The organism is Streptomyces sp. NPDC004788 (genome assembly GCF_053601115.1).
Window position 1 is genome coordinate 19,375 of the sequence record NZ_JBSGBF010000067.1, and the last position, 25,217, is coordinate 44,591.

Annotated in this window: 31 protein-coding genes and 1 pseudogene; 13 read left to right on the plus strand and 19 right to left on the minus strand. The window is 69.4% G+C overall.

Annotated features, from left to right (window positions below; translation table 11 throughout):
- Positions 1-47: 47 nt before the first annotated feature.
- A complete protein-coding gene (locus ACWEJX_RS25865) occupies positions 48-845 on the minus strand; it encodes a GntR family transcriptional regulator (protein ID WP_451609792.1) in 798 nt (265 codons plus the stop codon).
- Here ACWEJX_RS25865 and ACWEJX_RS25870 point away from each other — a divergent pair, their 5' ends adjacent.
- Positions 846-1,313 carry an NUDIX hydrolase gene (locus tag ACWEJX_RS25870; RefSeq protein ID WP_451609793.1) on the plus strand — a complete coding sequence of 156 codons (468 nt, stop codon included), beginning with the start codon at positions 846-848 and terminating at the stop codon, positions 1,311-1,313.
- Positions 1,310-1,540: an e9imm peptide gene (locus tag ACWEJX_RS25875; RefSeq protein WP_451609794.1), complete on the plus strand. Its 231-nt coding sequence runs from the start codon at positions 1,310-1,312 to the stop codon at positions 1,538-1,540. Before ACWEJX_RS25870 ends, ACWEJX_RS25875 begins: the two co-directional genes overlap by 4 nt.
- Positions 1,541-2,037: 497 nt before the next feature.
- Here the strand turns inward: ACWEJX_RS25875 and ACWEJX_RS25880 are convergent, their stop codons facing one another.
- From ACWEJX_RS25880 to ACWEJX_RS25905, 6 genes are all read right to left on the minus strand, one after another.
- The gene (locus ACWEJX_RS25880) at positions 2,038-3,345 is read right to left on the minus strand and encodes a DUF6602 domain-containing protein (protein WP_451609795.1); all 1,308 of its coding nucleotides are present in this window, start codon (positions 3,343-3,345) and stop codon (positions 2,038-2,040) included.
- 518 nt (positions 3,346-3,863) lie between these two features.
- Positions 3,864-4,211 (minus strand): hypothetical protein, encoded by a 348-nt coding sequence (locus ACWEJX_RS25885; protein ID WP_451609796.1) that lies wholly within the window; start codon positions 4,209-4,211, stop codon positions 3,864-3,866.
- Positions 4,208-4,924, minus strand: a complete 717-nt coding sequence (locus ACWEJX_RS25890) for a GntR family transcriptional regulator (RefSeq protein WP_451609797.1) — start codon at positions 4,922-4,924, stop codon at positions 4,208-4,210. The genes ACWEJX_RS25885 and ACWEJX_RS25890 overlap by 4 nt, the downstream gene beginning before the upstream one ends.
- Positions 4,893-5,156 carry a hypothetical protein gene (locus tag ACWEJX_RS25895; RefSeq protein WP_451609798.1) on the minus strand — a complete coding sequence of 88 codons (264 nt, stop codon included), beginning with the start codon at positions 5,154-5,156 and terminating at the stop codon, positions 4,893-4,895. The genes ACWEJX_RS25890 and ACWEJX_RS25895 overlap by 32 nt, the downstream gene beginning before the upstream one ends.
- Positions 5,153-5,353, minus strand: a complete 201-nt coding sequence (locus ACWEJX_RS25900; protein ID WP_451609799.1) for a hypothetical protein — start codon at positions 5,351-5,353, stop codon at positions 5,153-5,155. Before ACWEJX_RS25900 ends, ACWEJX_RS25895 begins: the two co-directional genes overlap by 4 nt.
- Positions 5,354-5,646: 293 nt before the next feature.
- Positions 5,647-5,925 carry a hypothetical protein gene (locus tag ACWEJX_RS25905; RefSeq protein WP_451609800.1) on the minus strand — a complete coding sequence of 93 codons (279 nt, stop codon included), beginning with the start codon at positions 5,923-5,925 and terminating at the stop codon, positions 5,647-5,649.
- Positions 5,926-6,004: 79 nt separating this feature from the next.
- Here ACWEJX_RS25905 and ACWEJX_RS25910 point away from each other — a divergent pair, with 79 nt between their 5' ends.
- The 4 genes from ACWEJX_RS25910 to ACWEJX_RS25925 all read left to right on the plus strand — a co-directional run bounded on the left by ACWEJX_RS25910 (position 6,005) and on the right by ACWEJX_RS25925 (position 7,809).
- Positions 6,005-6,760: a GntR family transcriptional regulator gene (locus tag ACWEJX_RS25910; protein ID WP_451609801.1), complete on the plus strand. Its 756-nt coding sequence runs from the start codon at positions 6,005-6,007 to the stop codon at positions 6,758-6,760.
- Positions 6,761-6,787: 27 nt separating this feature from the next.
- Entirely contained in the window at positions 6,788-6,946 is a 159-nt protein-coding gene (locus tag ACWEJX_RS25915; RefSeq protein ID WP_451609802.1) for a hypothetical protein, read from the plus strand.
- Between the two features lie 40 nt (positions 6,947-6,986).
- On the plus strand, positions 6,987-7,211 hold the full coding sequence (locus ACWEJX_RS25920) for a hypothetical protein (protein WP_451609803.1): 225 nt from the start codon (positions 6,987-6,989) through the stop codon (positions 7,209-7,211).
- Positions 7,212-7,413: 202 nt separating this feature from the next.
- Positions 7,414-7,809 (plus strand): hypothetical protein, encoded by a 396-nt coding sequence (locus ACWEJX_RS25925; protein WP_451609804.1) that lies wholly within the window; start codon positions 7,414-7,416, stop codon positions 7,807-7,809.
- A gap of 150 nt (positions 7,810-7,959) precedes the next feature.
- Here ACWEJX_RS25925 and ACWEJX_RS25930 read toward each other — a convergent pair whose 3' ends face one another.
- Positions 7,960-8,319, minus strand: coding sequence for a hypothetical protein (locus tag ACWEJX_RS25930; RefSeq protein WP_451609823.1), 360 nt, complete (start codon positions 8,317-8,319; stop codon positions 7,960-7,962).
- Between the two features lie 834 nt (positions 8,320-9,153).
- The gene (locus ACWEJX_RS25935) at positions 9,154-9,687 is read right to left on the minus strand and encodes an SMI1/KNR4 family protein (RefSeq protein ID WP_451609805.1); all 534 of its coding nucleotides are present in this window, start codon (positions 9,685-9,687) and stop codon (positions 9,154-9,156) included.
- 126 nt (positions 9,688-9,813) lie between these two features.
- Between ACWEJX_RS25935 and ACWEJX_RS25940 the strand changes: the two are divergent.
- Both ACWEJX_RS25940 and ACWEJX_RS25945 read left to right on the plus strand, forming a co-directional pair.
- Positions 9,814-10,231 (plus strand): annotated as a pseudogene (locus ACWEJX_RS25940) (DUF6578 domain-containing protein).
- Positions 10,232-10,606: 375 nt separating this feature from the next.
- Entirely contained in the window at positions 10,607-10,897 is a 291-nt protein-coding gene (locus ACWEJX_RS25945) for an Imm32 family immunity protein (RefSeq protein WP_451609806.1), read from the plus strand.
- 107 nt (positions 10,898-11,004) lie between these two features.
- On the opposite strand, the gene ACWEJX_RS25950 is transcribed toward ACWEJX_RS25945, so the two are convergent.
- Positions 11,005-11,718 carry a DUF4253 domain-containing protein gene (locus ACWEJX_RS25950; RefSeq protein ID WP_451609807.1) on the minus strand — a complete coding sequence of 238 codons (714 nt, stop codon included), beginning with the start codon at positions 11,716-11,718 and terminating at the stop codon, positions 11,005-11,007.
- Positions 11,719-11,762: 44 nt separating this feature from the next.
- Here ACWEJX_RS25950 and ACWEJX_RS25955 point away from each other — a divergent pair, with 44 nt between their 5' ends.
- Positions 11,763-12,308, plus strand: coding sequence for a DUF4231 domain-containing protein (locus tag ACWEJX_RS25955; RefSeq protein WP_451609808.1), 546 nt, complete (start codon positions 11,763-11,765; stop codon positions 12,306-12,308).
- 49 nt (positions 12,309-12,357) lie between these two features.
- On the opposite strand, the gene ACWEJX_RS25960 is transcribed toward ACWEJX_RS25955, so the two are convergent.
- A complete protein-coding gene (locus ACWEJX_RS25960; protein WP_451609809.1) occupies positions 12,358-13,131 on the minus strand; it encodes a GntR family transcriptional regulator in 774 nt (257 codons plus the stop codon).
- Positions 13,132-13,361: 230 nt separating this feature from the next.
- Between ACWEJX_RS25960 and ACWEJX_RS25965 the strand changes: the two genes are divergently transcribed.
- Together ACWEJX_RS25965 and ACWEJX_RS25970 are read left to right on the plus strand one after the other, a co-directional pair.
- Positions 13,362-13,586, plus strand: coding sequence for a hypothetical protein (locus ACWEJX_RS25965; RefSeq protein ID WP_451609810.1), 225 nt, complete (start codon positions 13,362-13,364; stop codon positions 13,584-13,586).
- 41 nt (positions 13,587-13,627) lie between these two features.
- Positions 13,628-13,885: a DUF2277 domain-containing protein gene (locus ACWEJX_RS25970; protein ID WP_451609811.1), complete on the plus strand. Its 258-nt coding sequence runs from the start codon at positions 13,628-13,630 to the stop codon at positions 13,883-13,885.
- A 94-nt stretch (positions 13,886-13,979) separates the two neighbouring features.
- On the opposite strand, the gene ACWEJX_RS25975 is transcribed toward ACWEJX_RS25970, so the two are convergent.
- The 5 genes from ACWEJX_RS25975 to ACWEJX_RS25995 form a co-directional block, all read right to left on the minus strand.
- Complete coding sequence (locus tag ACWEJX_RS25975; protein WP_451609812.1) at positions 13,980-14,678, minus strand: DedA family protein; 699 nt, start codon at positions 14,676-14,678, stop codon at positions 13,980-13,982.
- 343 nt (positions 14,679-15,021) lie between these two features.
- Positions 15,022-15,471, minus strand: a complete 450-nt coding sequence (locus ACWEJX_RS25980) for a DoxX family protein (protein WP_451609813.1) — start codon at positions 15,469-15,471, stop codon at positions 15,022-15,024.
- Positions 15,472-15,583: 112 nt separating this feature from the next.
- Entirely contained in the window at positions 15,584-16,234 is a 651-nt protein-coding gene (locus ACWEJX_RS25985; RefSeq protein WP_451609814.1) for an HNH endonuclease family protein, read from the minus strand.
- Positions 16,235-17,147: 913 nt separating this feature from the next.
- Positions 17,148-17,819 carry an HAD-IA family hydrolase gene (locus ACWEJX_RS25990; RefSeq protein WP_451609815.1) on the minus strand — a complete coding sequence of 224 codons (672 nt, stop codon included), beginning with the start codon at positions 17,817-17,819 and terminating at the stop codon, positions 17,148-17,150.
- Between the two features lie 292 nt (positions 17,820-18,111).
- Positions 18,112-19,593 (minus strand): peptidoglycan-binding domain-containing protein, encoded by a 1,482-nt coding sequence (locus ACWEJX_RS25995; protein ID WP_451609816.1) that lies wholly within the window; start codon positions 19,591-19,593, stop codon positions 18,112-18,114.
- A gap of 231 nt (positions 19,594-19,824) precedes the next feature.
- Here ACWEJX_RS25995 and ACWEJX_RS26000 point away from each other — a divergent pair, with 231 nt between their 5' ends.
- Complete coding sequence (locus tag ACWEJX_RS26000) at positions 19,825-21,891, plus strand: DHA2 family efflux MFS transporter permease subunit (RefSeq protein ID WP_451609817.1); 2,067 nt, start codon at positions 19,825-19,827, stop codon at positions 21,889-21,891.
- 522 nt (positions 21,892-22,413) lie between these two features.
- Complete coding sequence (locus ACWEJX_RS26005) at positions 22,414-22,893, plus strand: GNAT family N-acetyltransferase (protein ID WP_451609818.1); 480 nt, start codon at positions 22,414-22,416, stop codon at positions 22,891-22,893.
- A gap of 187 nt (positions 22,894-23,080) precedes the next feature.
- On the opposite strand, the gene ACWEJX_RS26010 is transcribed toward ACWEJX_RS26005, so the two are convergent.
- The 3 genes from ACWEJX_RS26010 to ACWEJX_RS26020 all read right to left on the minus strand — a co-directional run bounded on the left by ACWEJX_RS26010 (position 23,081) and on the right by ACWEJX_RS26020 (position 25,093).
- Positions 23,081-23,572, minus strand: a complete 492-nt coding sequence (locus ACWEJX_RS26010; RefSeq protein ID WP_451609819.1) for a GNAT family N-acetyltransferase — start codon at positions 23,570-23,572, stop codon at positions 23,081-23,083.
- Positions 23,573-23,709: 137 nt separating this feature from the next.
- Entirely contained in the window at positions 23,710-24,024 is a 315-nt protein-coding gene (locus tag ACWEJX_RS26015; RefSeq protein WP_451609820.1) for an antibiotic biosynthesis monooxygenase family protein, read from the minus strand.
- Positions 24,025-24,418: 394 nt separating this feature from the next.
- A complete protein-coding gene (locus ACWEJX_RS26020; protein ID WP_451609821.1) occupies positions 24,419-25,093 on the minus strand; it encodes an O-methyltransferase in 675 nt (224 codons plus the stop codon).
- Between the last annotated feature and the right edge of the window lie 124 nt (positions 25,094-25,217).

Consider the following 25,217-nt stretch of genomic DNA (forward strand, 5'->3'; position numbering starts at 1 on the left):
CCGCCACGGAAAGAATCCGCAGCGGGTTGAGGGAAGTTGAGTGTGCGTCAGTCGGTCGCGGGGATCCGGTACTGGAAGACGAACTGGTCAGCAGCCATGAGCGTGTCGCAGACCTCCACGACCCGCCCCTTCTTCGTCACCGCATCTCGCAGCAGGTGGATGATGGGCGCCCCGGCGCTCAGTGCCAGCTCCGACGCCTCCGCCTTCGCGGCCGGCCGAGCCTGAAGCGTCTCCACGAACTCCGCGAAGGTGTGCCCGTGGTCTTCCAGCCGGGCGTAGATGCCACCGGGGCCCGGGTTATCGGCGAACAGCTCGGGGATGTCCTTCACCACGTCCCACGGCAGGTACGACGAGGCGGTCTCGACGGGCGTCCCGTTCCGGAAGTACAGACGTCGCCGCGCGAGCACCTGGGTCCCCGCGTCGACACCGAGCCGTTCGGCGATGTCCGCCGGCGCCTCCATGGGCCCGATGTAGAGGACGCTCACCTTGGCCGTGGCGCCGGACTGCTCGGACTCTGCGAGGTAGGCCGCCTTGCCGCCGCGGCGGTGCGAGGCGCGGAATCGGTCGGAGGAGCGGAGCCGTACGGGCGGCCGGTCCTTCACGGTCGAGCCCTTGCCGTGTCGGGTCTCGACGAGCCCACTGGCCCGTACCTCGACCATGGCCTTACGGATGGTCCCGCCGGCGACCCCGTACCGCTCGACGAGCTCGGACTCGCTGGGCACCATGTCGCCGGGCTTCAGTACCCCGGACCGGATCTGCTGGACGATGTCGTCCGCGATCTGCACGTACCGAGGTACGGCCCTGCCAGCTCCTGCTGGAGTTCCCACAGTCCTACCCACTCTCATATGCTCCTGTACATGAGTAGTGGGAGCGCGGGAACAAAGTCAACGCCACTCCACTCGGTGTCCGTAGCCGGGGCTGTGGTGCGCGAAGACGGGCGTCTCCTGGCCATCCGCCGAGCGGACAACGGCACGTGGGAGCTCCCGGGCGGAGTCCTCGAACTTACCGAGGCACCGGAAGCAGGCGTCGCCCGCGAGGTCCTGGAGGAGACCGGCATCCACGTCGACGTCGACGAGCTGACCGGGGTCTACAAGAACACGACGCGAGGCATCGTCGCCCTGGTCTTCCGCTGCAAGCCGTCAGGCGGCACCGAGCGAACCTCCGACGAGTCCATCGCAGTCGACTGGCTCACGCCGGCCGAGGTCGAAGAGCGCATGGCCGAGGTCTACGCGATCCGACTGCTGGACGCGCTCGACGGGAATGGCCCCCACGTACGGAGCCACGACGGCCGCCGACTGATCGCGCAGCAATGAGCATGCAGCAGGCATGGCGGATGTCCCGCGAAGAAGCGAACCCCCTCGTCCAGCGCCTCATGAGCGGAGAGACACCCGAGGACGAGTCCTCCGAGATCCTGGCAGCCCTCGAACGGGGCCTGGCCTGCCCACACATCAGCAACTACATCTTCTGGGACTTCGACCCGGAGCTGACCGCCGAGAAGGCCGTAGACAGGGCCCTGTCCTACAAGCCGATCGCCCTCTGAGGCCAGCGCGGTAAGACTTTCTCTACTTCATCAAGGCACCCGCCGCGCCCAGCGCGGCGCGCGCGGCCCGTCGCCCGGGCCTGCGCTCCTGTCTCCGCCCCGCTCCAGCCCGACCGCCGGCCGCACGCCTGACAGCTCCGGTTGATGGGTGGCGAAACCCTCTGTGGCTGGGGCGGTCGGCTCCACGGCTTTAGGCAGCCACTTTGGCGCGAGCCTCGCAGATCATGGCCCCAACGTCGTGCTTTACCGGGCAGGTCCACAGACTGCCCGACGCGCCGGAAGCTTACGGGGCCATGATCACTCGCGCCAAAGCAGCTCCAGCCCAAAGCCGCTCCACCGACCTGGTACGTCATCCACCCGACAGCCGCTGAACCGCACGGTTGCCTGTGTCGACTCACCACCGCTGCACTACTGAACTTGATCGGGTGGTGTGGAGCCGTTTGTTTGGCAGTCACAGGGATGGTCTGGTAATGCCGTGCATCCCGGAATCATTCACGTCAGCCCTCATCCGAAGCGCGTTCGCGCTCAATCCGACGAAAGAGCCAACGATCCAAGCGGCCAGTGCTATTTTCTGCAGCGACGTATTCACCCGTCGGGAGAATTGCCAACTGGCATTCCTTCGCGATGAGCTTCAGGTTCTGCCCAGATGAGGCGACAAGGCGCGTTTCCAGCAGGCGGTCGCGCACGTCGTTGAATTCCACGCCGCGCGACTTTAGCCAGGACATCATCTCGCGGTCATCGCAACGGACTTCTTTCCCTTGACACAGTCGCGTGAGTAGGATGAATTCCTCCTCTCCAATGAACTCCGGACTCCACTGTTCCGTCACTGGAGCCGCATTAAGGGCTTCATTGTCAAAATCGTGCGTTCGAACTTGCCAGCCGCCTCTTCCGTCGACGCGGCCAGCACGAAAGCTCAGCAGAGTCCTGGCGACCTCAGTCTCAAGATCCTCTCCCCAGACTTCCCCACCAAGTCCATACATCTCATCCAGTCGCGTCCAAATGAACTCCAGCAGCATTCTCAGCGGGTTTTCTGGTGTCGAAAAATAAAACGGCCACCACCCATCGATCAGAGGCGCCATGAACGGGCGCCCATTGGCCTTCACGAGAGAGTATCCACCCGAAATGATCAATTGAGGGAAATTCGCCGGACCAAATCCGCTATTCCCAACGTTCTGCTGAAGGTAGTCCACCATTGACGATCGGAACGCCCGCTCACTCTTGAATCCGTGCATCCCAAGAATGACTCGAATCGCAGAAACCTGCTCCAGGAGAAGCGTTTGAAGTAGGGCCTCCTCTTCGTACGGGAGGGCGACACGCCCCTCCCCATCCCAGGCCATCCTCCCGGTCATCTCTGCAAACGTTCTAACCGACGGAGCCATACTCCGATGAGGGTCGTCCGGCTCCTCGTCTTCGCCTTGATAATAGGCATGCTCGATTTCGCTTACCGTATTGAGTTGAGCGAAGGCATCGCGAAGCTCCGCCGAGTGGAGATTCTTCTTGACTTCGATGACGGCAATGATGTCTTTGACGTGCCATACGTATGAATCGGTATACGGAAGCTTCTCTCCCTCCCCCCGCACCACCATGCAATCAAGTTGACCGGACAGGCGCCCGCGGCCATCGCGAGCAAAACCGGATACCACCCGCAGCCCCAATCCATCCGGAAGGGCGCGATTCAGTATGTCGGAAGACAATCCCTCGTACATGTCTCCAATTGTCGGAGCATGCTTTATGAAGGAATTATCGAGTTTAGGCAGCTCGTCTCGAATAATTCCCGAAAGAAGATCGGAAATCGTGCGAATCACTAGACCTCACTCACAAGTTGGCGCTTTGCGTGCCGCGGAAACCGTCGCACTTTCGTGTTAGTCATTCCGGAACTCACCTCCGCTTTTGTCTCGAATATCATCAGAGGTATTCCGCTATGGTTGGTGGCGTCTCACGGCAATCCACGCCGCGCTTCTGTATCCAGTACTCCGTTCGCGTTCCACCTCGCATCCCAGACACTTGCCCAGTTCGGCAATGGCGTTCATGCCTCCAGTCCCGGGTGGAGCACGTGCTCAGGCGTGAAGACCTCGGTGTGCGTCAGTTTGGCTCGCTAGCGGACAGGATGCCTCAGCGCTCCTTTCGCATCCGGCGAAACGACGCAAGTCCCCTCCTGTCTCACTGGTGCCGCGGCCCATATATGGACAGAGGCCCCACCATGGGCACGCCGCGAGGTCTTGATCAGCGGAGACATGCCAGGTACACGGACCCTCCGGAGCCGTGTACAGAGAAGCCCCGGGCTTGGCCCGGGGCTTTGGTGTCTGTGGCGTGTGCGCTCTCGCTATCCGAAGGCGGAGGCTGGCAGGCGGGGGGTCGCGTCGTCTCCTCCACCCGGGGAGTGATCCGGCGCCGGGAGGCGGCGGCCGCGGCTAGTCGCTACGCGGAGCACCTCTCGCAAGGAGGTCGTGAGGTCCGTCGCCAGGAGTCGGAGTTCTTCCGGATCTGACTCCACGTTGGCGAGTGCCTCAGCGGCGTACTCCAGGAGCTCGACTGCGGCGTGGAGTTGGGTGGCCTCGGCGTGGTCGGCCAGGCGGGACAGAGGACCGCCGGTGTCGTCGGTGCTCAGGAAGCAGGGCTTGCCGTCCGGGCTGGACCACGGGAGGAGCCGGAGCTCGTTGTGGCGCATCATCCTTCCGCCCTCCTTTCCTTGGTCGTGTGGTGGGTGGTGAAGACGGCTTCAGCGCGGTCGCCAGGGAGGACCAGGAGTGCGGCCTCGATGACGCGGCCGGTGGTGTCAGCTGCCACGCGGGTGATCGCGAGTACGGCGAGGGTTGAGCTGATTCGGAGGGTCGCCGCTTCCTTCGGGGTGGGGAGGCGGGCGCAGACGCTCTCCTGGATCTCAGCCAGCGGCGGGCGCGGCTCGGCCAACAGCGACCCCGCCCCCTCAGGCCACGACGGCTCACCGGGTATTTCAGTCGGTGCGAGGTCCCGAGGGACGTAGATGTGGGCCAGGCCGTGCGGCGACATCCCGTCGTGGCTCACGCAGACGAATTCGGTCAAGGGACTGCCCGCCGGCACCCCCAGCAGGCCGGCCAGGTGGCCGCTCGCCCGGACCTTCGTGGTGCGGATGCTGACGCGCAGAGCCGTATTCGCCGGTGTCAGAGCGCCGCCCACGTACGTGATCCTGCGGAGGGGGTGGCGGACGAAGTTGCCCTTGCCGTGCACCTTCTCGACGACCCCTTCGGCCTGGAGCAGCGCGAGGGCGCTCCGCAGAGTCGGCGTGCTGACCGTGTAGCGGGCCGCGAGCTGGGCTTCGGAGGGGAGGCGTTCGCCGGCCTTGATGCGGCCGGTCGAGATCTGGGTCCTGAGGTCATCCGCGATGACGTGACGGCGAGAAGCCACGGAGCTGATCACCAACCCTCTGCATCCGCAGGGCGATGAGCCGGCTTCGGGTGTGCATGGTCAGCAGCTCGCCCGATTCGAAGATGAGTCGCTTGGCCCCGCCAGGCAGGCAAAAGAGGTCGGCGACGCGGCACGGCTGGCCGCCTATCTGGATGACGTCGCCGCGCCGGACGGTGGCGGCCGTGACCTCGATGGTCGAGGCCATGACGCCGCTGGGTACCCAGGTGCTCATCGGGCACCGCCCACCGACGAAGTCGCGCGGTGGCAGGGGCAGGTGCAGGTCTCGTAGACCACCGGGACGTCTGCGGGCGCCACGGCCAGGCCGGCGTGCTCGCACTCGTGGTGGGAGCCGATGCGGCACGAGTTGGAGCGGTACGGAGCGGGGACGCGGTCGTACGACACTCGCGCACGACGGATTCGGGGCGTCACGGGGTGACCTCCCTCGGCGCCCAGCAGCCGATGCCTACTGCCATGGATGTGCTTGTCGTCGTGCGCCGCGCTCGTTCCTCGGAGGCCAACACGTACGGTCGGACGAGTGCGGTCTCCTCCCCCGCGAGGACGTCCCAACTGGCTGAGCCGAGCCGCTGGATCGCCCGCCCGAAATGAACGACCGTCGGTCGAGCGGGAGTTACGGGGCACATAGCGCGCCGGCTCTTCGTGATATGCCGCGCTCTGGTACGCGATACGGCGCGGCGGATACGGTTGAACACGCTGATCAGCTCCTATCGCTGATGGCCAGGTCCCCGGACATCGCCCGTCGCGGGGACCGTTCTGCGTACGGCGGCCCACAGGGTGCGGCCGTTCAAGCTGCTGGCCAGGAGCCCGAATCGATCGGCCTCGGCCACCACTTCCAGTGCCTCCCGCCATGTCTCGACGGGGAGCGATTCCGGTACCTCCGCTTCGATCGACGTGTGACGGGCGTGCTCCTCCACGCGCGTGGTGAGTCCGAGGGCGGACAACCGGGCGGCGATGTCCTCCGCGCTTGCTTGTGAAGCGGGCACAGGAGAGCCTCCGTCGCCAAGGGATCACGTTGCGTGAAGCTAGTTAACTAGATTAGAGCTAGTGGACTAGATTTTCCATATGCCTGAGCAGCCGCCTTACCTCCGCATCGCCGACGAACTCCGGCGGCGGATTGCGGAACAGGAGTGGACGCCCGGAGATCGGCTCCCCTCGCGTGCCCAAATCGGCCAGGAGTGCGGTGTCGGCGAGAACGTTGTCCGTCGGGCGCAGGAGCTGCTGATCTCCCAAGGGGTCCTGGAGGGGCGCGCAGGTTCTGGCACGTACGTTGCGGAGCCGCGTCAGCGCGTTCGCGTGGTCCGCTCCTCGGCGCGCGAGCAGGGTGGCGGTTCGCCGTTCCGCGCCGACATGAAGGCCCTGGGCAAGCAGGGGGATTGGGAGAGCCGGACCGAGGCCAAGGTTCCGGCGCCGGCGGAGATCGCGACGCGGCTCGGTATCGCCGAGGGTGACTTGTGCGTCCGCACGGTGTACGAGTTCCTCGCCAATGGCAGGCCCGTACAGCTCTCGACGAGCTGGGAGCCGTACGACCTCACCGCCGGCACCCTCGTAGTCCTTCCCGAAGGTGGGCCGCACGCGGGGGCGGGCGTAGTGAACCGCATGGCGGAGATCGGCATCACGGTCAGCCACGCCGTAGAGCAGCCGGAGCCGCGGCAGGCGACGGCCGAAGAGGCGTCACTTCTGGGCATCCAGAAAGGGGCCCTGGTGACGCACATTCGAAGGACGTACTACAGCGATCAAGGGCGGCCCGTGGAGACGGCGGACATCATCGTGCCCGCAGCGCTCTGCGAGATCGTCTATGAGGTTCCGGTCGGCCGATAGCCGAGGGAGCGTGGATGAGGGGGATTCATGACCGATCGAGATCCGATGCAGGATGCGTTGGCCGAGGCGGCGACGAGCCTCATGCGAACTCTCGGGTTCATCCTGCTGGTCATCATTGGGTCGATTGTGCTGCTCGCAATCCCAGGCATGTTGTTCCTCGTGCTGGGCGGCACGGTGGATCACTGATTGGCCGCCGCCGACCGATCCGAATGGAGCTGTCCTCTGTATGTCTGTGGACCCGAGCGAGTACGAGAAGGCGGCGCCGATCCTCTCGGTCCACATGAGGAAGACCGAGCGCGCCGTCAGTTGGACCCGCGCCGGCTACGCCGGGCATCCGTACGACGTGGTTCGGCAGGCGCTCGTGGACGCGCTCGAAGCCGAAGGGGCCGAACGAGTCGTCCCGGGGGTCATCGACAACCTTGCCGAGCAGATCTCCTCCGGCGGGAGATAGGAGCCCCAGCGTGCCACTCGCGTGCCAGACGGGGCGGGGAACGGCGGTCAACAGTGGGTGCCACGGGGAGCCTCAGGGATTGCTCAGGCACCCATATGTGCTGGTCAGCGGCCTGCAGATGGCTGGAAGATCGGTATTCCCAAGCTCATGCCGTGATCGCGCAGCAGACCTGCTGTCAGAGGCGCGTTGTACGGTCCGCGCCATGGCTGAGAGACCGACAACGAGCTGGCGCGAGGGCATAGGCCGTGAGGCCGAGCAACTGGCTGCCGGCACCCTGGATCCTGACTGCGCTTGCATGGCCGACTTGTACCCGGATGAGCTCCTGGTGGCGACCGATATCGTCCTCGATGCCTTCGACGCGGACGTGGCCGGGCTGGACAGCGCAGAGGATGTCAATGTCTTCGCCGTGGTCGAGCGCGTCGTCCTGGCCCTGAATGCTGTCGACGACATCCACTGCGGCTACGAGACGGACGAACGTGAGGCGCTGTGCGACTACATCGACACGACTCTGACTGAGCACGGCGTCGACGTGGCCGCGCTGACCGCCCGGCACGGGCTCGGGCGATATGAGCTCACGGACAAGTGGCGCGATTGGTAGACACTCCCATCGGCGGTTTCACCGTCGTGCCACACCCGTGCCAGATATGGCGGTGACCGACGGTGAATGAGGGGTGTTGTCGGCGCCAGCGCAAGGGATCAGTGCAGCCCCAACTGTGCAGGTCAGGTGCAGGGCCATCCTCCTGCTCTCCTAAGGAGCTGGCTTCCTTGCAACTAGCGGCAGGGGCCAGCTCGCACAGGCCACCAGCGCGCTGCCGTCCTCGGTAAGGAAGAGCAGGGTGAATCGTGTCCGACTGTCAGGATCGATCAGTGCGGTGCGCACGGGCCGGTCGTACTCCCTGATGAGCTGCACTGCTCGTTCCAGCCCAAGGGGTTCGAATCCGCGCATCCGCATCCGCTGAAGTCGGCGACTGAAGACTCCGGCGTGCGCACCAGTGGGTTGTACCCGCTCTTCCACCGAGTAGGGGGCGCCGCGGCGTAGGGCGGCCAGAGCTATCGCAGACGCCTCGTCATCACCGATCAACAGCGATTCCAGCACATGCCGTTCCATGGTCACCCCCGTTTGGATCGTGCGGTACAGCAGACAGGTACCGCACCCTAGTAACCGCCCCCGCACGGCCACCCAGCGGTCGGTATGACCTGCGCTGAACGATCCCGCTAGAACTACGGATCAGGAGGTCCTGACTTACGAGATCCCGATTAACCGGTAGAGGGCTAACGCATCAGGCCTGCCCTCAACAGCCCATCACGCCGGGTCGGCCAGGTCAGGGCTCGAACCAGACCGTTGGTCAAGACCCAGTACCCCGGGTGCACCCAACCTTCTTCCTTCGACAGGAGCCCCGGACCCTCGTCGCGGCGCAGATGCCGCATCAGGCGTTCGTACGCCGGACCGCCGGCCACCAGCAGCAGGGGTGCGGTGAGAGTCGCACCGACCCAGACACCACATTGAAGGGCCACCTGAGCATGTCCATCTATACGCACGCGACGAGTATGGCGCCACGGCCCGGGTATCGTCCGACCCGGTCGATCAGTAGAGCAGTTGGCGGGGCGGCACACAACGAGCGGCTCGACGAGCCACTGTCGGACGAGGAGCTGGAGCTGTTCGTCCAGTACCTGCATCGGTTCGCGAACCACAACGTGGACATCTCCGTGTGGATGGAAGCCGGGGACCTGAACACCCCGTCTACGTACTCTTCGGCAGGGACTATCCCCCGGTCGGAGACGCTTCTGACTTCCGCGGCCCTTCGCGGACCGGCGGCGGTCGACATCCACAGATGACATCAACGACGGTGGATGACAGCAGTCTGCACGGCCCCTACTACCTTCGCGAGCTGCGACCCGACCCCGCAGGCGTAGTAGCCCAATCCAGCTCACCTGCAAATGTTCAGCGGCACAACCCCATGATGATGTCGTCGAAGTCGGGGAACTCCTGTGTGGCCTGCGCGACGATCGTCGCTGCCGACGCACGACAGGTCGGAGCGTGCTGCTCCGCGATGGCCGCTAGGTCCTCGTTGACCCGTGGAGCCCAGTCAGGCTCGGGTTCGTAGAAGGCGGCCGCTTCCCACGGGCCGAAGCCGTCAGCCAGCAGCCATAGGAAGGTGCCCAGGTCGCGGGCGACGACTCCGGTCTCTCCTTCGGAGCCCATGAAGACAACGGGCTGCTCTGCCAGTTCCCGGCCTGGACGGATGAGCCAGAAGGCCGCGTACCCGCCGGTGCCGTCCTGGCCGAAGATGCGGAAGTCATCGCCGGTCAGGTCGCTGTTGCCCGTCCATGCGCGGAGCCAATCCGTTGTCTCGTCGGCAGTCAGGAAAGACTCGTAGGGCTCGAAGTCGACGCCGTCCTCGCCTATGCAGTCGAGCCGGACCGCCATGGCAGCGGCGAGCGCAGCGGGAAACTGACGGTCTTCGTTCGGGATCACGCGAACAGATTAGTGACCGCCCGGGAGACCCACGAGGCCGCTGGCCTCACCGACTGCGCACGTCGGCGTTTCGAGACGGCTTTTAATAGCAGCCGTGAGCAGCCGCCCGCGACGGACAATGGCGTCATGACGCTGACGATTTGGGTCGATGACTGGCAGATGCAGTGCTGCGGAGAGAGCTTCGCGCCAGCGGATGTTGTCTCGTGGACCCTGCTGTAGGTCGATCCGGAGGACTACGCCGACGTCGTCGGTAGCGAACGTGCGGCTGAGATCGACTTTTGCGAGGAGCATCACGGCCAGGAGGAGGCACGCGCCCACCTCTGTGGAAGGGGTGTCGATCGTCGAGGTGCACTGCCGTTACGGGGTACCCCCGGGTCCCACGGACAAGGTCAACTACCCCGTTCCTGGCACGACCGTGCTGGTACCGGTGGAGAAGGCGGACGGGTGGGCGAAGGCCAGGCCGGACGTGAGATTCTCGGGCTACCTGGTGACCGCCCGGCGGGTCACCGACCTGCCGGAAGGTGCGGCTGCTCGCGTTCGATGAGGGAGCCGGCGGACGCGTGCCAGATGCGTGCCAGATCGAGCGGTCAACCACGGTTACTGGAGAATCGCTGCGGCATCCATAGCTTGTGGCGGCCGTCGTAGCGCACATAGGTGGTGAGCTGCCATGACGGGTCGGCTGCGGGTGCCAGGCTTACAAAGCAGATGTCGGCGGTTCGAAACCGTCCGCGCCCACCAGCACAAAGGCCCCCAGTCGATCACGGCTGGGGGTCTTTGACATCCACTTCTGACAGAGATCGCGGATGCCTGGCGGGCGGGTTTTGGTGAACGCGCATTTCCGGCTTCCGCCGGTGCCTGAATGCGTAGGGCGAGCTTCCGGTTTCCGGGGGCCTGCTCAGGCAGCGGCATCATGAGGTCTATGACTTCCGGGACCGGCTCAGCGCCGATCGAGAGTACTCATGTCACGGCCGTCGTCGAGGGCAGGGGGCTTCGCTTCACCTGGGATGCCGATGCCCGCATCGCGGTGCGAAATCTAGGGGGCGAGGTCGTCATCGAGGCGAACGCCGCGGGTCTCAGGACGCTTGCAGGGCATCTGATGGTGCTGGCCGGTGAGGGAGTTCCGGATGGGGCCCATCTCCACCTCGAGGACAGCAACGGACTGGAGGACGGGTCCGTCGGCCTGGTTCTGGAGCGCAGCGACGACGAGTGAGTGGCTGTGTCGAAGGTGTGGGAGCTGTCCCGCCGATACGGAAGGCCCCCGACCGATCACGGTACGGGGGCCTCGTCATGCCTGCTGCCCCGTTGATCCCGGGGCGGTCAGTCCCACCAGAAGTACCAGCTGCCGGCGCGTAGCTGGCCTGCGGCGAGGGCCTCCAGGGAGCCGACGCCCTGGTCGACGATGTCGGGGCAATAGGCGTAGTGCTCCAGGGCGGCGGTCGCTACCGCTTGCGGGGTGGTGGGGCGGTGGTGGACGAGGAGTTCGATGATGTCGTCTTGGAGGGTGACCAGTTCGGCGCCGTAGTGGGCGTGGAAGTGCCGGAGGACGGACCGGTGATCGGCTCCGGTGAGGTCGTGGTTGCAGGCACCCAGCCAGTTGAGGAGGGCGGGGACGTCGTGGCCGGCGGGGGCCTGGACGAGGCAGAGGGTCGTGCGGGATTGGCGGATCGCGGAGATGTGGGTGCCGCCGACCCGGGTGAGGTCCACTTCGGCAGCGATGTGGGCGGCGAGGGCGTGTACGGCGTCGGCCGTCACCTCCGCCGAGAGGAGGTCCGGGTTGTCGGCGGCCGTGCCCTCGGGCGCGAAGGCGGGGCGCAGGCCGGTCAGGACTCTCGCCAGGTCGTCCGGCTCGCCGGCGAGGACGGGCCACCATCCTGTGCGCTCGTGCAGCAGGCGCAGGTCGCTCCACAGCCGGAACGCGTCGACGCCGTCGACCTCGCCCACGTACACGGGCGTGCCGTCCATTGCCGTGGCCGCCTCGCGGAGCGGGGGCAGGGCGCAGAGCTGCTGGAGGTCGTCGATCGTCATCGCCATGCGGCCACCGTAACGACGGGGTCTGACAGTGCCATACTCCCCGCATGGAGAACATGGGGGACGGGCCCGAAGTGCAGTTGCAGAACGGGGAGATGACGCCGAAGGCGTACGTCGACGAGCGGCTCGGGCAGTATCAGGCGTGGTACGACCGCAAGGCCACCAAGATGAAGGCGATGCATCTGCGCATGCGGACCGTGTCGGTGGTCGGGGGTGCGCTGGTGCCCGTGCTCGTGAATCTGGATCTGGGGTTCGCGCGGGTGACGGCGACCGTGCTGAGTCTGGTCGTGGTCGCGTCGGTGTCGCTGGAGAGCGTGTACCGGTACCGGGAGCAGTGGAAGAACTACCGGTCGACCGAACAGCTGCTCGGGCATGAGCGGGTGTACTTCGCCGCGCGCGTGGGGCCGTACCACGGGAAGTCGGAGCGGGACGCGTTCACGACGCTCGTCGCGCGCGTCGAGAAGGCGATCGCGAGCGAGAACTCGGCGACGCTCAATGTCATGACCCTGGGCGGGCAGGTCAACTCCGAGCTGCAGCAGTACGGGCTCCCCTCACAGCGCGAGGGGAGCGCCGAGACCGGCGTCAGGGCCTGATTCGGGGGAGAGTCGCCGCCGCGGCGCTCACCGGGCGGCGGTGCGGCCGTCAGGCGTCGAAGTCGTACTCCAGGACGTACGACGACGCGTCCAGCGTCATCTCGTTCAGCTCTACCGCGACTCCCGCCTCCGTCACCGCCGTTCGGCCGATGAGGATCACCGGCGTGCCGAACTCCAGGGCGAGCCGCGTCGATTCCTCCGACGAGGGCATCCGGCAGCGGATCTCCTCGCGGAAGCGGGTCGGGCGGTGGCCCAGTTCGGTGAGGCGGGCGTAGGTGCCGCCGGGGCCGGTGTCCGGTTCGGTGATGGGGGTGCCCTGGGTGAGGTCGGCCGGCAGGTACGAGACGGAGAGCAGCACCGGCCGGTCGTCGAGCACGAAGCGGCGGCTGCGGACGCAGACCGCGGCGTCGGGGGAGTCCAGGCCGAGCACCCGGGCCACCCGAGCGCCCGCCGGCGCGGCCGGTGTCACCTCGATCTGGTCGACGACGAGCGCGCGGTCCTCGATGTCCGCCGACCACACCGAGCGGCCGCTGCCCCAGTGCGCCCGGGCCAGCCGCGGGATGCCGCGGCGGCGCAGCGGGCGGAACGAGCGGACGAAGACCCCGGCGCCCTTGCGGGCCTCGGTCAGACCCTCGTTGCGCAGGACGGACAGGGCCTGACGGGCGGTCATCCGCGCCACGTCGTACGTGGACATGAGGTCGTTCTCGCCGGGGAGCCGGTCGCCCGGTGCGAAGGTGCCCGACTGGATCGCTGTTCTCAACTCGTCGGCGATGCGCTGGTATTTGGGCCGACGACCGGCGTCCTGGTCGGTCTGGTCAGTCATGGGTGGACCACTCCCTTCCGTCTGCGGGACACCCTAAGGCCCGGTTCTCGCGGCTGGTGCACACGTGTGCGCGGGCCCGCGCCGCCGATCCGTCCTTCGGGGGACATCTCTAGAGATGCGTTGACAGAGGGGGGTCTCGGCGATTCTCTGGGTGTATCTATCTGATCTCCGCGCATGGATGGATGGACGGACGGATGGCGGTTGGACGGACCGTTGGACGGGAGGGATGCATGCAGCCAGTGCCCGAGGTCGGTGACCTCGTCCGGGACACGGCCACCGGGAAGGTGGGCTTCTACGTCGCCACCGTCGCCGGCCGCTTCCTGATCCGCCCTGTCCACGGCGGCCACGAGTGGGAGGCCGAGCCCGTCGACGTCCAGCCCGCCACGCCCCTGCGCGAGCTCCGGGCCCGCGCCGCCGAGATCAACGCCCGCAGTCGGCGGGCCTGGGGAAACTGACGCGGCCTGGCGTTGTCAGTGGTGCGCGCCACACTGGAGGCATGTGCCGAAGCATCAAGACACTCCGCCCGCCCGCGCTGTCCCACGAGGCCACCGAGGACGACATCCGTGCCGCCGCGCTGCAGTACGTCCGCAAGGTCTCCGGCTTCCGCGCGCCCGCCGCCCACAACCGCGAGGTGTTCGACCGCGCCGTTGAGGAGATGGCGGACGCCACTGCCAGGCTCCTGGCCGGTCTCCGGATACGAGGGGCTCACCCGGCCAGATCGGAGCCGGTCGGGGCGGAGTCGGTCAGGTCGTAACGGGTCGGATCCGAGCTGGTCGGGTCGGAGCTGGTCGGGTCGTAGCCGGTCAGGTCGGAGCCGGTCGGGGCCGAGTCGGTCGGGGCTGAGTCGGTCAGGCCGCAGGTGCCGGAGTCGCAGCCGGACGCCGTATGACGAAGGCCGCGAGCGAGCCGGCAAGGAACAGCGCCAGGACCGGTACGCAGGCGCCGAGCCAGGTCGCGCCCAGCCAGCGGCCGCCCAGCCAGCCCAGGCCCACGCCGTAGCTCGCCCAGATCGCCGCGGCCAGCGCCGACCAGGGCAGGAAGTCGCGCAGCCGGCGCCCGGTCGCGCCCGCACCGAGGGAGACGACGGAGCGGCCGGCGGGGGCGAAGCGGGCGAGGACGACGAGCAGGCCGCCGCCGCGGGCGAGCGTCTCGCCGAGACGTTCCTGCGCGGCGGTCAGGCGGCGCGAGCGGGCGACGGCCTGGCCGAAGCGCGTTCCACCGCGCCGCGCCAGGTGGTACGCGGCGAGGTCACCGAGCATCGAGGCGGTGGCCGCGCAGAGCAGCAGCGCGAGGAGGGAGGGTGCGTACGGGGCGGCCGCGCCGGCCACCGCCGTGGCCTTCGCCGCGACCGGGACGGAGAGCGGGGCCGGGACGGGGGCGGCGGCCGAGGCTCCGGCTGCCGCCGTGGCGGCCGTGACGACCAGGATTCCGCTCGGCAGCACGGGTAGGAAGACGTCGAGCAGGATCGACGTCGTCACCGCCGCGTAGATCCACGGGCCCGCGGTCAGCGCCTGCAGCGACCACCCCGTGCCGTCGAGCACGTTCACAGCGCCAGAGCCTACGCGGGCGGCCGTTCGAGTCCGGCGACCGGGGCCGGGAACAGGCATCGCGGGTCCGGCCCGGGTACCGGTTTCGGTTGGGTACCGGTTTCGGTTGGGGGGCTGGGTTTCGGTTGGGGGCTGGGTTCGGGTGGGTGCCGGGTTCGGCGTGGGGGCGGGTTTCGGCCTGGCCCCGGCTCGGCCCGGCCTGACCCCGACTCGGCCACGCCTGGCCCCGGCCCGGCCTGGCCCGGTCCGGTCCGGCCCGGCCTGGCCCGGTCCGGCCTGGCCCCGGCGTGGCCCCGGCGTGGCCCCGGGCCCGGCCCGGCCCGGCCTCGTAGACGTGTCGCCGTTACGCGGTGACGGCCGCGCTCTTCTCCGGCTGCTCCGCCCGCTGCCCGGTGAACAGCGTGTCGAGCGCGAACGCGCCCGGGCCCGTGAAGACGAGGAGGAGGAACGCCCAGCAGAACAGGGCCGCGCCGTCGCCGCCGTTCTGGAGCGGGAAGAGGCCTTCGGGCTGGTGGACGGAGAAGTACGCGTACGCCATCGAGCCGGAGGCTATGAACGCGGCCGCGCGCGTGCCCAGGCCCACCAGGACCAGGACACCGGCGACCAGTTGGATGACGGCCGCGTACCAGCCCGGCCAGCTGCCGGTCGGCACCGCGCCGCCGCCCATGGCGCCGCCGAGCACTCCGAAGAGCGAGGCGGCGCCATGGCAGGCGAAGAGCAGGCCGACGACGACCCGGAACAGTCCGAGCGCGTAGGGCTGGGCCTGGTTGAGACGGCTCGCAAGCGCATTCATGGGGGAGGACTCCTTCGGCCATGGGGGGACGGTGAACCGATGAAGTCCTTAGGTTAGGCATCCCTCACTAGTGCTTGCAAGTTCAACATTCGGGACGTTGGTGGGGTGAGACCTAGCAGCCGTTGAGGATCGACTGCAGCGCGCTCTTCTCCGCCGAGTCGACGCTGAGGTCGTAGTAGTACTTCACCTGGACCCACATCCGGGCGTACGTGCAGCGGTACGCCGTGCGCGGCGGCATCCACTGCGCCGGGTCCTTGTCGCCCTTGGCCTGGTTGACGTTGTCGGTGACCGCGATGAGCTGCGGACGGGTCAGGTCGTTCGCGAAGCCCTGCCGCTTCGTGGTGGTCCACGTGTCGGCGCCCGAGCGCCACGCCTCGGCGAGCGGGACGACGTGGTCGATGTCGAGGTCGGAGGCGAGTGTCCAGGTGGCGCCGTCGTACTCGGAGTACCAGCTGCCGCTCGTGGCCGCGCAGTTGGCGTCCGTGGTGACGTTGACGCCGTCGCGCTTGAGCACCACCTCGCGGGTGTTGCAGGTGCCGTACTGGGTGATCCAGTGCGGGAAGAGGTCCCGGCTGTAGCCGGTGGTCGAGCCGGCCGGCTCGACCGTCAGGGCGGCGAGGTAGCCGCGGGCGGTGGCGGCGTCGACCGGGGTGGGCGGGGACGCCTGGGCGGCCGGGGCGGTGGCGAGGAGGCCGGTGACGGTCAGGGCTGCGGAGGCGGCGAGCGTGGCTATTCGACGCGCGTAGACACTGGCGGCGGACATGCGAACTCCCTTGCTGTGGGGGTCGGTGCCGGGTGGTCGGCCCGGTCATCGTGGCGGCGCGACGTTTCCGTCGGGGATGCGCCAGGTGACAGCGTGGCGACATGTGCACGTCACATCAAGGGGTGGCGGGTGCGGAGGTGTGGTGAAGGTGTGGCGGGGTGGCGGGTCTCGTGAGGGGGCGCCAGTTCCCGTGTGGAGATGGGAGGTTGGTGACGCGTGAGGTCGGCGCTCGCGGGGGTCGCTGCTCGCGCAGGTCTCGGGGGTGCGGTGGTCTCGACCTTGTCGGGGGCGGCGGCACCTGCTCCGGGAGGGTGGGTTTAGGGGCGGGGGAGGGAGAGGGCGGGGCGGGGTGGTGGCGGTCTCCGGGGCCGGGTGGGCGCGAGGTCGCCGACGGGCCTCAGGGGCGGCACGGGCCGCAGGGGCGGCATGGGTCTCGGGCTCGGGACGGGTCTCGGGGGCGGCGTGGGCCTCGGGGTCGGGACGGGTCTCGGGGGCGGCGTGGGCCTCGGGGTCGGGACGGGTCTCGGGGGCGGCGTGGGCCTCGGGGCCGGCACGGGGCTCGGGCGGCGTGGGCCTCGGGCTCGGCACGAGTGTCGGGGCCGGGACGGGCCTCGGGGTCGTGGTGGTGTTGAGGCCGGCGGCAAGTCCCGGGAGCGCGGATCAAGGGCAGATGTGAAGCCGGGGCGGGTCCCGGGTGCGGACCGAGGTGGGGCTGAGGCCGGGGCGGGTCCCGGGTGCGGACCGAGGTGGGGCTGAGGCCGGGGCGCTCCCGGGTGCGGACCGAGGTGGGGCTGAGGCCGTGGCGGGGCTCGGGTGCGGACCGAGGCCGGGGCGAGGCTCTCGGCTGCTGGTCGAGCGGAGGGGTCAGGCCCGGGCGGGGGCGGGGGCCGCCCCGGGCCGTGGGTTCCTCGGGTTACTCGCCCGCGAAAGTGAGGGTGATCGTGCCGTCGGCCGCGGCCTCGATCCGTATGCCCGTCAGGTCCCCCACCTGTACGTCCGGGCCGAACGCGGCTGCCCGCGGGCCCACGCCGACCACTCGCATGCCGGCGGCGCGGCCGGCCTGGATGCCGGCCTCGGAGTCCTCGAAGACGACGCAGTCCTCGGGCGCGAAGCCCAGTTCGGCGGCGCCCTTCAGGAAGCCCTCCGGGTCCGGCTTGCTGGCGCTCACGTCCTCGGCGGTCACGCGGACCGCGGGCATCGGCAGTCCCGCCGCGCCCATCCGGGCCGCCGAGAGGGCCCGGTCGGCCGAGGTCACCAGGGCGTGCGGGAGCGGGGCCAGCGCGGCCAGGAACGCGGGGGCGCCGGGGACCGGGACGACGCCGTCGAGATCGGCGGTCTCCTCCGCCAGCATGACCCGGTTGTCGGCGTGGTTCTGCTCCATGGGCCGGTCCGGCAGCAGGACGGCCATCGTGGCGTACCCCTGACGCCCGTGCACCACCGTCATGACCTCGTCCGGGTCGAGCCCCTGCCGCTCCGCCCAGCGGCGCCAGCAGCGCTCCACGACGGCGTCGGAGTTGACGAGCGTGCCGTCCATGTCGAGGAGCAGGGCACGGGCGGTGAGTGACGCCGGGGTGGTGGCGTTCATGGGGATCTCCATGAGGGGTGTCGGAGATGCGGCGGTGCGAGGCCGTACGGATCAGCGCGAAGCGGTACGAAGCGGTCCCGCCCGCCGGTCAGGGGGTGCGGGCGGGGCCACTTTGTTTCTCTACGATACAAAACGCTGCGCCGCGACCGCCACCCACGTCCGCATCCCGGACCGCGCCGGTCCGCCAATCCGTCGATCCGTCGATTCGTTGATGCGCCGATTCGCAGATGCGCCGATCCGCGGGTCTACCGGCCCGCCGGTCTGCCCATCTGTCGGGCTCCGGGCTCCGGGCCTACTGGCCGCCCCCCTGGCCGCTCGTCACCTCTTCCAGCTCGCGCCGCGTGGTCGGCCCGTACACGCCCCGCGGGTCCTCGGTGATGTCCATGTACGACTGGAAGACCTCGACCCCGTGCTTGACCTTCTTGCCGTACCGGCCGTCGATCGGCCCGCTGTAGAGCCCCGCCTCGCGCAGCCGCCACTGGAGGTCCTCCACCTCCGGACCCGTCGAGCCCATGCTCAGCGTCTCGGGCTCCGCCGTCCCGCTCGCGGTCGGCGCGCCCCCGCCCGCCGGTGCCGTGGCCGTCGGCCGGGTCGGGCCGGTCGACGCGGCGGACGTCGTGGCGCTCGCGGTACGGCTGGCCGCCGGCGACGGCGAGGCGGACCCGGAGGTCCGGCTCGCGGTCGGCGACGCCGACGTGGACGCCGAGGAGGAGGGCGTGGTGGTCGGCGCCTCGGACACCGCGAGGTTCAGGGATGCGCTGGTGGTGACGACGGGGACGTCGGCCCGGTCGTCGGTGCCCTCGTCTCCGCCGATCAGCGCGGTCGCGAGGACCGCGGTGCCGACGACCGCAGCCGCGACCACGCCCGCGATCAGCACACCCCGGCCCTTGCCGCGACCCCGCTTCTCGTACCCGTCGGGGTGGTACGCGAGGGTGTGCGCCGGCTCGTAGGCGTCGCCGCCCTCGTACCCGAGTGCGGGCGGAGGCGCGTACCCGCTCTCGGCCCCCGCCGCGTATCCGGCCGCTGCCCCGCTCTCGGCCCTCGCCGCGTATCCGGCCGCCGCCCCGTACTCGGGCGCCGCCGCTGCCTCGTACCCGGCCCCGTACCCGGCCCCGTACCCGGCCGCCGCCACAGCCTCGTACCCGGCCCCGTACTCGGCCGCCGCGGCCCCCGGCCCGTATCCGTCGGCCGCCGCCGTTCCGGACCCGTTCCCAGAGCCGTACTCGGGCCCGTAACCGGCGCCGTGCCCCTCCCCGTACCCTCCGGCCGGGTAGGCCGCCTGCACCTGCGTCGGAAGCTCCCCCGGCAGCGCACCCGCCTCCGCGCCCTGCCCGGCGCCCGACACCGCGTCCGGCCCCTCGCCCACGACCGCACCCGCCGCCGCGCCCGTCGGCACCTCCGGCGGCAACGGCCCTGCCGGGGCCGTCGGAGCCCCTGGCATCATCGGAGCGCCCGGAGCGCCCAGACCGCCCGGAGCCCCTGGCATCACCGGCGCGGCCAGACCGCCCGGAGCGCCCGGACCGCCCGGAGTCACCGAGACCCCCGCCGCCCCCGCTGCCCCCGCCACCCCCGGCGCGCCCGCCGCGCCCGTCCCCGGCGGCACCGGGGCCATCACCGCCGTGTCGTCGTCCGGTGCGCCCAGGGACACGTACGGCCGGATGCGCAGCGGATCGAAGTCCTCCGCCGCGGCCAGTGCGGCAGCCTGCGCCTGTGTGCGTTCGCAGGCGCAGCCGGGTCTGTGTGCACCGCACTCAGGACAGACGTTTCCGGACATGGTTGGAGCCCCTCCCCAGTCAACTGCGAGCGATTATGCAGCCCGCTTGCCACGGCGGGGTGAACGCCCGCATCCCTCCACCAGGCGAAAACAGGCCATAACGGCGGGAACCCTCCAGGATGGAGCCACGAAGGACGCGTCCAGAGGACCGCAGCACCCGCAGCACCCGCAGCACCCGCAGGACCCGCAGGACCCGCAGGACCCGCAGGACCGACCCCGGAGGAGATGCCCATGGCCCAGGACGTACGCGCTCCGCAGCCTGCCGGCGGCCCCGTACCGGGGGCGGCGCCGGGTGAGGGACGGAGTCACCGGACCGTCCTCGTGGCGATCGGCGCGTTGCTGCTCGGCATGCTGCTCGCCGCGCTCGACCAGACCATCGTCTCCACCGCCCTGCCGACCATCGTCAGCGAACTCGGCGGCATGGAGCACCTGTCCTGGGTCGTCACCGCCTACATGCTGGCCTCGACCGCCGCCACCCCGCTCTGGGGCAAGCTCGGCGACCAGTACGGGCGCAAGAAGCTCTTCCAGGGCGCGATCGTCCTCTTCCTCATCGGCTCGGCGCTGTGCGGCATCGCCCAGAACATGCCGCAGCTCATCGCCTTCCGCGCGGTCCAGGGCCTCGGCGGCGGCGGGCTGATGGTGCTGTCCATGGCGATCGTCGGCGACCTCGTCTCGCCGCGCGAACGCGGCCGTTACCAGGGCCTGTTCGGCGCCGTCTTCGGCGCCACCAGCGTCCTCGGGCCGCTGCTCGGCGGACTGTTCACCGAGCACCTCTCCTGGCGCTGGGTCTTCTACATCAACCTTCCCATCGGCGTCGTCGCGCTCTTCGTCATCGCCGCCGTCCTGCACATCCCGGTCGGCGTCACCCGCCACACCATCGACTACCTCGGCACCTTCCTCATCGCCTCGGTCGCCACCTGCCTGGTCCTCGTCGCCTCCCTCGGCGGCACCACCTGGCCCTGGGGCTCGGCGCAGATCATCGGACTCGCCGTCCTCGGCGCCGTCCTGCTCGGCTGCTTCGTCCTCGTCGAGCGGCGCGCCGCCGAGCCCGTGCTGCCGCTCAAGCTGTTCCGGATCCGCACCTTCAGCCTCGTCGCCGTCATCAGCTTCATCGTCGGCTTCGCGATGTTCGGCGCGATGACCTATCTGCCGACCTTCCTCCAGGTCGTGCAGGGTGTCAGCCCCACCATGTCCGGCGTGCACATGCTGCCCATGGTCGTCGGCATGCTGCTCACCTCCACCGCCTCCGGGCAGATCGTCTCCCGCACCGGCCGCTGGAAGGTCTTCCCCCTCGCCGGCACCGCCGTCACCGCGCTCGGCCTGCTGCTCCTGCACCGGCTGACCGAGACCAGCCCCACCTGGGAGATGAGCGTCTACTTCTTCGTCTTCGGCGCCGGCCTCGGCCTCGTCATGCAGGTCCTCGTCCTCGTCGTGCAGAACTCCGTCCCGTACGCGGACCTCGGCGTCGCCACCTCCGGGGCCACCTTCTTCCGCTCCATCGGCGCGTCGTTCGGCGTCGCCGTCTTCGGGACGATCTTCACCAACCGCCTCACCGGCAAACTCCAGGACGCCCTCGCCGGACAGCCGCTGCCGCCCGGCGTCAGCGCCGACCGCATCGCCGCCGACCCGCGCGCCATCGCCGCGCTCCCGGCCCGCCTCCAGCCCGCCGTCCTGCACGCGTACGCCACGTCCATCACCGACGTGTTCCTGTACGCGGCGCCGGTCGTCCTCGTCGCCTTCGTCGTCGCGTGGTTCCTCAAGGAGGACCGGCTGCGCGGCTCCGTCACCGCTCCCGACGCCAGCCAGACCGTCGCCTCCAACCCTGTCGAGCGCTCCTCCTACGACGAGTGCGCCCGCGCGCTGTCGGTGCTCGGCACCCGCGAGGGCCGCAAACGCGTCTACGAGAAGATCACCGCCCGCGCCGGACTCGACCTGCTGCCCGCCGCCAGCTGGCTGCTGCTGCGCGTACGCCGCCACGGCGCCGTCGAACCCGCCCGCCTCGCCGAGGCGACCCCCGTACCGCTGCGCGCCATCACAGAGGCCGCCCGCCAGCTGGAGGAACGGCAGCTCGTGGCGCGCGAAGGGCTGCAGTTGGTGCTCACCGCGCCTGGCGCGGAGACCGCCGTACGGCTGGCGAAGGCCCGTGAGGACTCCCTCGCCGACCTCCTCGGCGACTGGTGGGGTCCGGACCGGCCCACCGACCTCGTCCGGCTCGTCGAACTCCTCACCGCCGAGCTCGCCGGCTCGGACGCGGAGCGGCCCCGCGAACCGGAGCCGCCCCGCGACCACCGCGCCTAGCGGGCCGGTCTACCGCCGGTCTGCCATCGGTCTGCGTCGGTCAACCGCCGGTCTGCCATCGGTCTGCGTCGGTCAACCGCCGGTCTGCCATCGGTCTGCGTCGGTCAACCGCCGGTCTGCCGTCGGTCTACGCCGGTCGACCGCCCGTCTAAGGGCTGGCCCGCAATCAGCACCTGTACCGCATTGTGGCCAACGGAAGGCTGGGGGGCTGATGGACTCCCTCTGCAACCACCAGCGCGGTGAGGTGTAGCGTCTGGAGGCTGGTGATCAAGCCGTTCGGGGAGAGGCCGTGGCGTTAGCGGGGCGAGTGCGGGACCTCGACATCGCGCTTCGACGGTTCACCAACGGTACGGATGGGTTTGCCGCACTGCGCGAATTGTGGCGGCAGCTGGAGACCGGACGGGAGGTGGCCGAGGCTCTGACCGGGCTCGGTTCACTGACCCGGGACGCTTGTGCGGCCTTCGCGCCAGCCGGGGCCGGCCCCGGGCGAACCTGCCCGAACGACCAGGTCAGGGGCGGCTGATGCCCGAGGATTTCGCCATCAGCGGGACGCTGACGCGTCTTGTCCCCACGTCCGAAGGCGATCTGGACCTGCTTGCAGGCTGGTTCGCCGATCCTGACTTCGTGGAGCACTGGGGAGGGGTTCCGAAGACGCGTGAGGAAGTAGCAGCGAAGTACGTGGGTCGGCGTCGTCCGGAGGTTCAGTCATTTCTTGTGCTGGCCCAGGGTGCGCCCGTGGGGTATGCGCAGTACTGGCATGCCGACGCGAACGAGGGCGGCATCGACATGGTGCTGGTTCCCAAGGCGCGAGGCCGTGGTCTCGGAATGGATGCGGCTCGTGCCCTTGTGAACTACCTCCGCGGAACTTTGGGGTGGAGCCGGGTAACGGTTGACCCGGCCGCGGCGAACGCCGGAGCCGTGCATTTTTGGGAGAAGGCCGGGTTCTGCGTCGTGTCAGATGACGGCGTGACCGTTTTGATGGAGTACGGCTCCGTGTCGTGACGGTAGCGGGAGGTGGCGGGTGGAACGACCTTGTCGTGGCTGGTGTGATCACGGGGTCTGAGCCGTCTCCGTGCACGGCATCGCCCGCCCGCACAACCTCACCGTCGCCGGGTGACGCAGAAATCAGCAGCTCACCCAGCGCGCGATCATTTACGGGACAGCCTTCAGCGCCGGCCAACCAGGCGGGTCAGAGTTCCTTGCCGTACCAGATCTCCATGTACGGGCCCGTGCAGTACGCCGGGATCTCCGCGTACCCGTGGCGCGTGTACAGCGCCCGCGCCTCCACCAGGTCCAGGCGCGTGTTCAGCACCATGCGCTCGGCGCCGAGCTCGCGCGCCGCGTCCTCCAGGTGCGCGAGGAGCGCGCCGGCGCTGCCGAGGCCCCGGTACGCGTGGCGCAGGAAGACCCGGGTCAGCTCGGCGCGTTCGGCGTCGAGCATCAGCACCCCGCCGCAGCCGGCGGCCTCGGCCCCTTCCCCGTACCGCGCCACCAGGAACTGCCCGGTGGGCGGCGTGAGCAGCTCGACGCCGTCGTTCGTGAGGCCCTCGTCTATCTCCGCCTCGGTGGCGGGCCGCTTCCAGTAGCGGCCGGCGACGTCGCCGTAGTAGTCGCGGCGCAGGGCGGTGGCGTCCGGGGTGTCGACGCGCTCGGGGGAGAAGGTCCAGGTCATGCGCGCCATTCTCGGCGCGCATGACCGCGGGGCGCTCCTGAATTACCCCTGACTGCTTCGGGGAGTCGCGCCGGGCTGGTCCGGGGAGTTGCCCTGAACTGCCTCGGAGAGTCGCCCCCGGACTACTTCGGGGAGTCGCCCCCGGACTACTTCGGGGACGCCTGCTGCACGACCTCGAACGACCACAGCGTGGACCCGGTCGAAGCGGGCTTCGGCCGGTCCGCGCCGCCCTGGTGAGCCTCCTTCATGGAACCGCTCATCCAGTTCTGGAAGTGCTCCTCGCTGCGCCACCGCGTGTACACGAGGTACTGGTCCGTGCCCTCCAGCGGCCGGAGCAGCTCGAACCACTCGAAGCCGTCCGACCCCTCGACGGCACCGGCACGGGAGGCGAAGCGCTGCTCCAGGACCTCGCGCTGCTCGGCCGGGACGGTCAGGACGTTGATCTTTACCACGCTAGGCACAGGACACCTCTCAGGAAGCACAGGCCGGGCGCTGCGCCGGGCCTTGATCACGTACGTGCAGTCTCGTACATCCGCCAGTCAAAGCGGCGTGAGGACGACTCGCAGGCGTCGCCCGTGGCGCAGCGCGAACGGCGCGCCTCGCTGATCGCGTCGAAGGGGTGGAGCGACGCGGGCCGCTTCGAGGACGTGGGCGAGTCGGGGTGGGACCCGGGGGAGAGAGAGCTGACTGCCCGTGGTGGCCGCTGTGCCGCTCACGAGCGGGAGGCGAACGCTGTGTAGCCGTCCCAGCCGGACAAGGCCGTCCATCGGCACCTGAAGTGCCCGAAGCGATCGGCCGCCCGAGTGCGGCGGGCGGGAGTGGTGGTCCCGCCCGATGATGTTCGGTGGGTGGCGGCTAGCCGACGACCCGGGCGACGAGCATGCCGTCGTAGCCCTTCGTGCCCACCGTCTGGAACGCCGTCGCGTCCAACCTCGGCTCGCGCGCCACCATTTCGAACATCTCCCGGGTCGCGGTGATCACCTCGTCGTCCGGGTCCGGGTCGGCGACCTTGCCGTTCCGGACCACGTTGTCGACGACGACGAGGCTGCCCGGGCGGGAGAGCTTCAGGGCCCAGGTGACGTAGTGCGGGTTGTTGACCTTGTCGGCGTCGATGAAGAAGAAGTCGAACGGGCCCGCGCCCTCCTGCTCCAGGAGCGGCAGGATGTCCAGGGCCGCGCCCGTGCGCACCTCGACGGTCTTGCCGAGGCCGGCGCGGGCGAGGTTGGCGCGGGCCACGTCGGCGTGGACGGGGGAGTACTCGAGGGTGACGAGCCGGCCGTCGGCGGGCAGGGCGCGGGCCAGCCAGATGGTGCTGTAGCCGCCGAGGGTGCCGATCTCCAGGACGTTCCGCGCGCCCTGCGCGGCGACGAGGAGGTGGAGCAGCTTGCCCTGGTTGGGGGCGACGGCGATCTCGGGGAGTCCGGCGGCGGTGGAGTCGGCGAGGGCGGCGGTCAGGGCCTCGTCGGCGGGGGCGAGCAGGTCGGTGAGGTAGTGGTCGACAGCGGTCCAACGCGCGTGGTCGTTGCTCATGCGGCCGAACGTACACCCGGGCCGGCCCCGGGCCAGGGCCGCGGAGCCCGACTCGGCATGCGTGCCGCCGCGAGGGGCCCTGCGGCCGGGCGCGGGGGCCGGGTCGCGCGCCCGGCGGGGGTCT

What these genes read in the sequence shown, in the direction of transcription:
- ACWEJX_RS25865 (WP_451609792.1), bottom strand. Translation starts at nt 845, where the DNA reads ATGAGAGTGGGTAGGACTGTGGGAACTCCAGCAGGAGCTGGCAGGGCC.
- ACWEJX_RS25870 (WP_451609793.1), top strand. Translation starts at nt 846, where the DNA reads ATGCTCCTGTACATGAGTAGTGGGAGCGCGGGAACAAAGTCAACGCCA.
- ACWEJX_RS25875 (WP_451609794.1), top strand. Translation starts at nt 1,310, where the DNA reads ATGAGCATGCAGCAGGCATGGCGGATGTCCCGCGAAGAAGCGAACCCC.
- ACWEJX_RS25885 (WP_451609796.1), bottom strand. Translation starts at nt 4,211, where the DNA reads ATGATGCGCCACAACGAGCTCCGGCTCCTCCCGTGGTCCAGCCCGGAC.
- ACWEJX_RS25895 (WP_451609798.1), bottom strand. Translation starts at nt 5,156, where the DNA reads ATGAGCACCTGGGTACCCAGCGGCGTCATGGCCTCGACCATCGAGGTC.
- ACWEJX_RS25910 (WP_451609801.1), top strand. Translation starts at nt 6,005, where the DNA reads ATGCCTGAGCAGCCGCCTTACCTCCGCATCGCCGACGAACTCCGGCGG.
- ACWEJX_RS25915 (WP_451609802.1), top strand. Translation starts at nt 6,788, where the DNA reads ATGACCGATCGAGATCCGATGCAGGATGCGTTGGCCGAGGCGGCGACG.
- ACWEJX_RS25920 (WP_451609803.1), top strand. Translation starts at nt 6,987, where the DNA reads ATGTCTGTGGACCCGAGCGAGTACGAGAAGGCGGCGCCGATCCTCTCG.
- ACWEJX_RS25925 (WP_451609804.1), top strand. Translation starts at nt 7,414, where the DNA reads ATGGCTGAGAGACCGACAACGAGCTGGCGCGAGGGCATAGGCCGTGAG.
- ACWEJX_RS25930 (WP_451609823.1), bottom strand. Translation starts at nt 8,319, where the DNA reads ATGGAACGGCATGTGCTGGAATCGCTGTTGATCGGTGATGACGAGGCG.
- ACWEJX_RS25945 (WP_451609806.1), top strand. Translation starts at nt 10,607, where the DNA reads ATGACTTCCGGGACCGGCTCAGCGCCGATCGAGAGTACTCATGTCACG.
- ACWEJX_RS25950 (WP_451609807.1), bottom strand. Translation starts at nt 11,718, where the DNA reads ATGGCGATGACGATCGACGACCTCCAGCAGCTCTGCGCCCTGCCCCCG.
- ACWEJX_RS25955 (WP_451609808.1), top strand. Translation starts at nt 11,763, where the DNA reads ATGGAGAACATGGGGGACGGGCCCGAAGTGCAGTTGCAGAACGGGGAG.
- ACWEJX_RS25960 (WP_451609809.1), bottom strand. Translation starts at nt 13,131, where the DNA reads ATGACTGACCAGACCGACCAGGACGCCGGTCGTCGGCCCAAATACCAG.
- ACWEJX_RS25965 (WP_451609810.1), top strand. Translation starts at nt 13,362, where the DNA reads ATGCAGCCAGTGCCCGAGGTCGGTGACCTCGTCCGGGACACGGCCACC.
- ACWEJX_RS25970 (WP_451609811.1), top strand. Translation starts at nt 13,628, where the DNA reads ATGTGCCGAAGCATCAAGACACTCCGCCCGCCCGCGCTGTCCCACGAG.
- ACWEJX_RS25980 (WP_451609813.1), bottom strand. Translation starts at nt 15,471, where the DNA reads ATGAATGCGCTTGCGAGCCGTCTCAACCAGGCCCAGCCCTACGCGCTC.
- ACWEJX_RS25985 (WP_451609814.1), bottom strand. Translation starts at nt 16,234, where the DNA reads ATGTCCGCCGCCAGTGTCTACGCGCGTCGAATAGCCACGCTCGCCGCC.
- ACWEJX_RS25990 (WP_451609815.1), bottom strand. Translation starts at nt 17,819, where the DNA reads ATGAACGCCACCACCCCGGCGTCACTCACCGCCCGTGCCCTGCTCCTC.
- ACWEJX_RS25995 (WP_451609816.1), bottom strand. Translation starts at nt 19,593, where the DNA reads ATGTCCGGAAACGTCTGTCCTGAGTGCGGTGCACACAGACCCGGCTGC.
- ACWEJX_RS26000 (WP_451609817.1), top strand. Translation starts at nt 19,825, where the DNA reads ATGGCCCAGGACGTACGCGCTCCGCAGCCTGCCGGCGGCCCCGTACCG.
- ACWEJX_RS26005 (WP_451609818.1), top strand. Translation starts at nt 22,414, where the DNA reads ATGCCCGAGGATTTCGCCATCAGCGGGACGCTGACGCGTCTTGTCCCC.
- ACWEJX_RS26010 (WP_451609819.1), bottom strand. Translation starts at nt 23,572, where the DNA reads ATGGCGCGCATGACCTGGACCTTCTCCCCCGAGCGCGTCGACACCCCG.
- ACWEJX_RS26020 (WP_451609821.1), bottom strand. Translation starts at nt 25,093, where the DNA reads ATGAGCAACGACCACGCGCGTTGGACCGCTGTCGACCACTACCTCACC.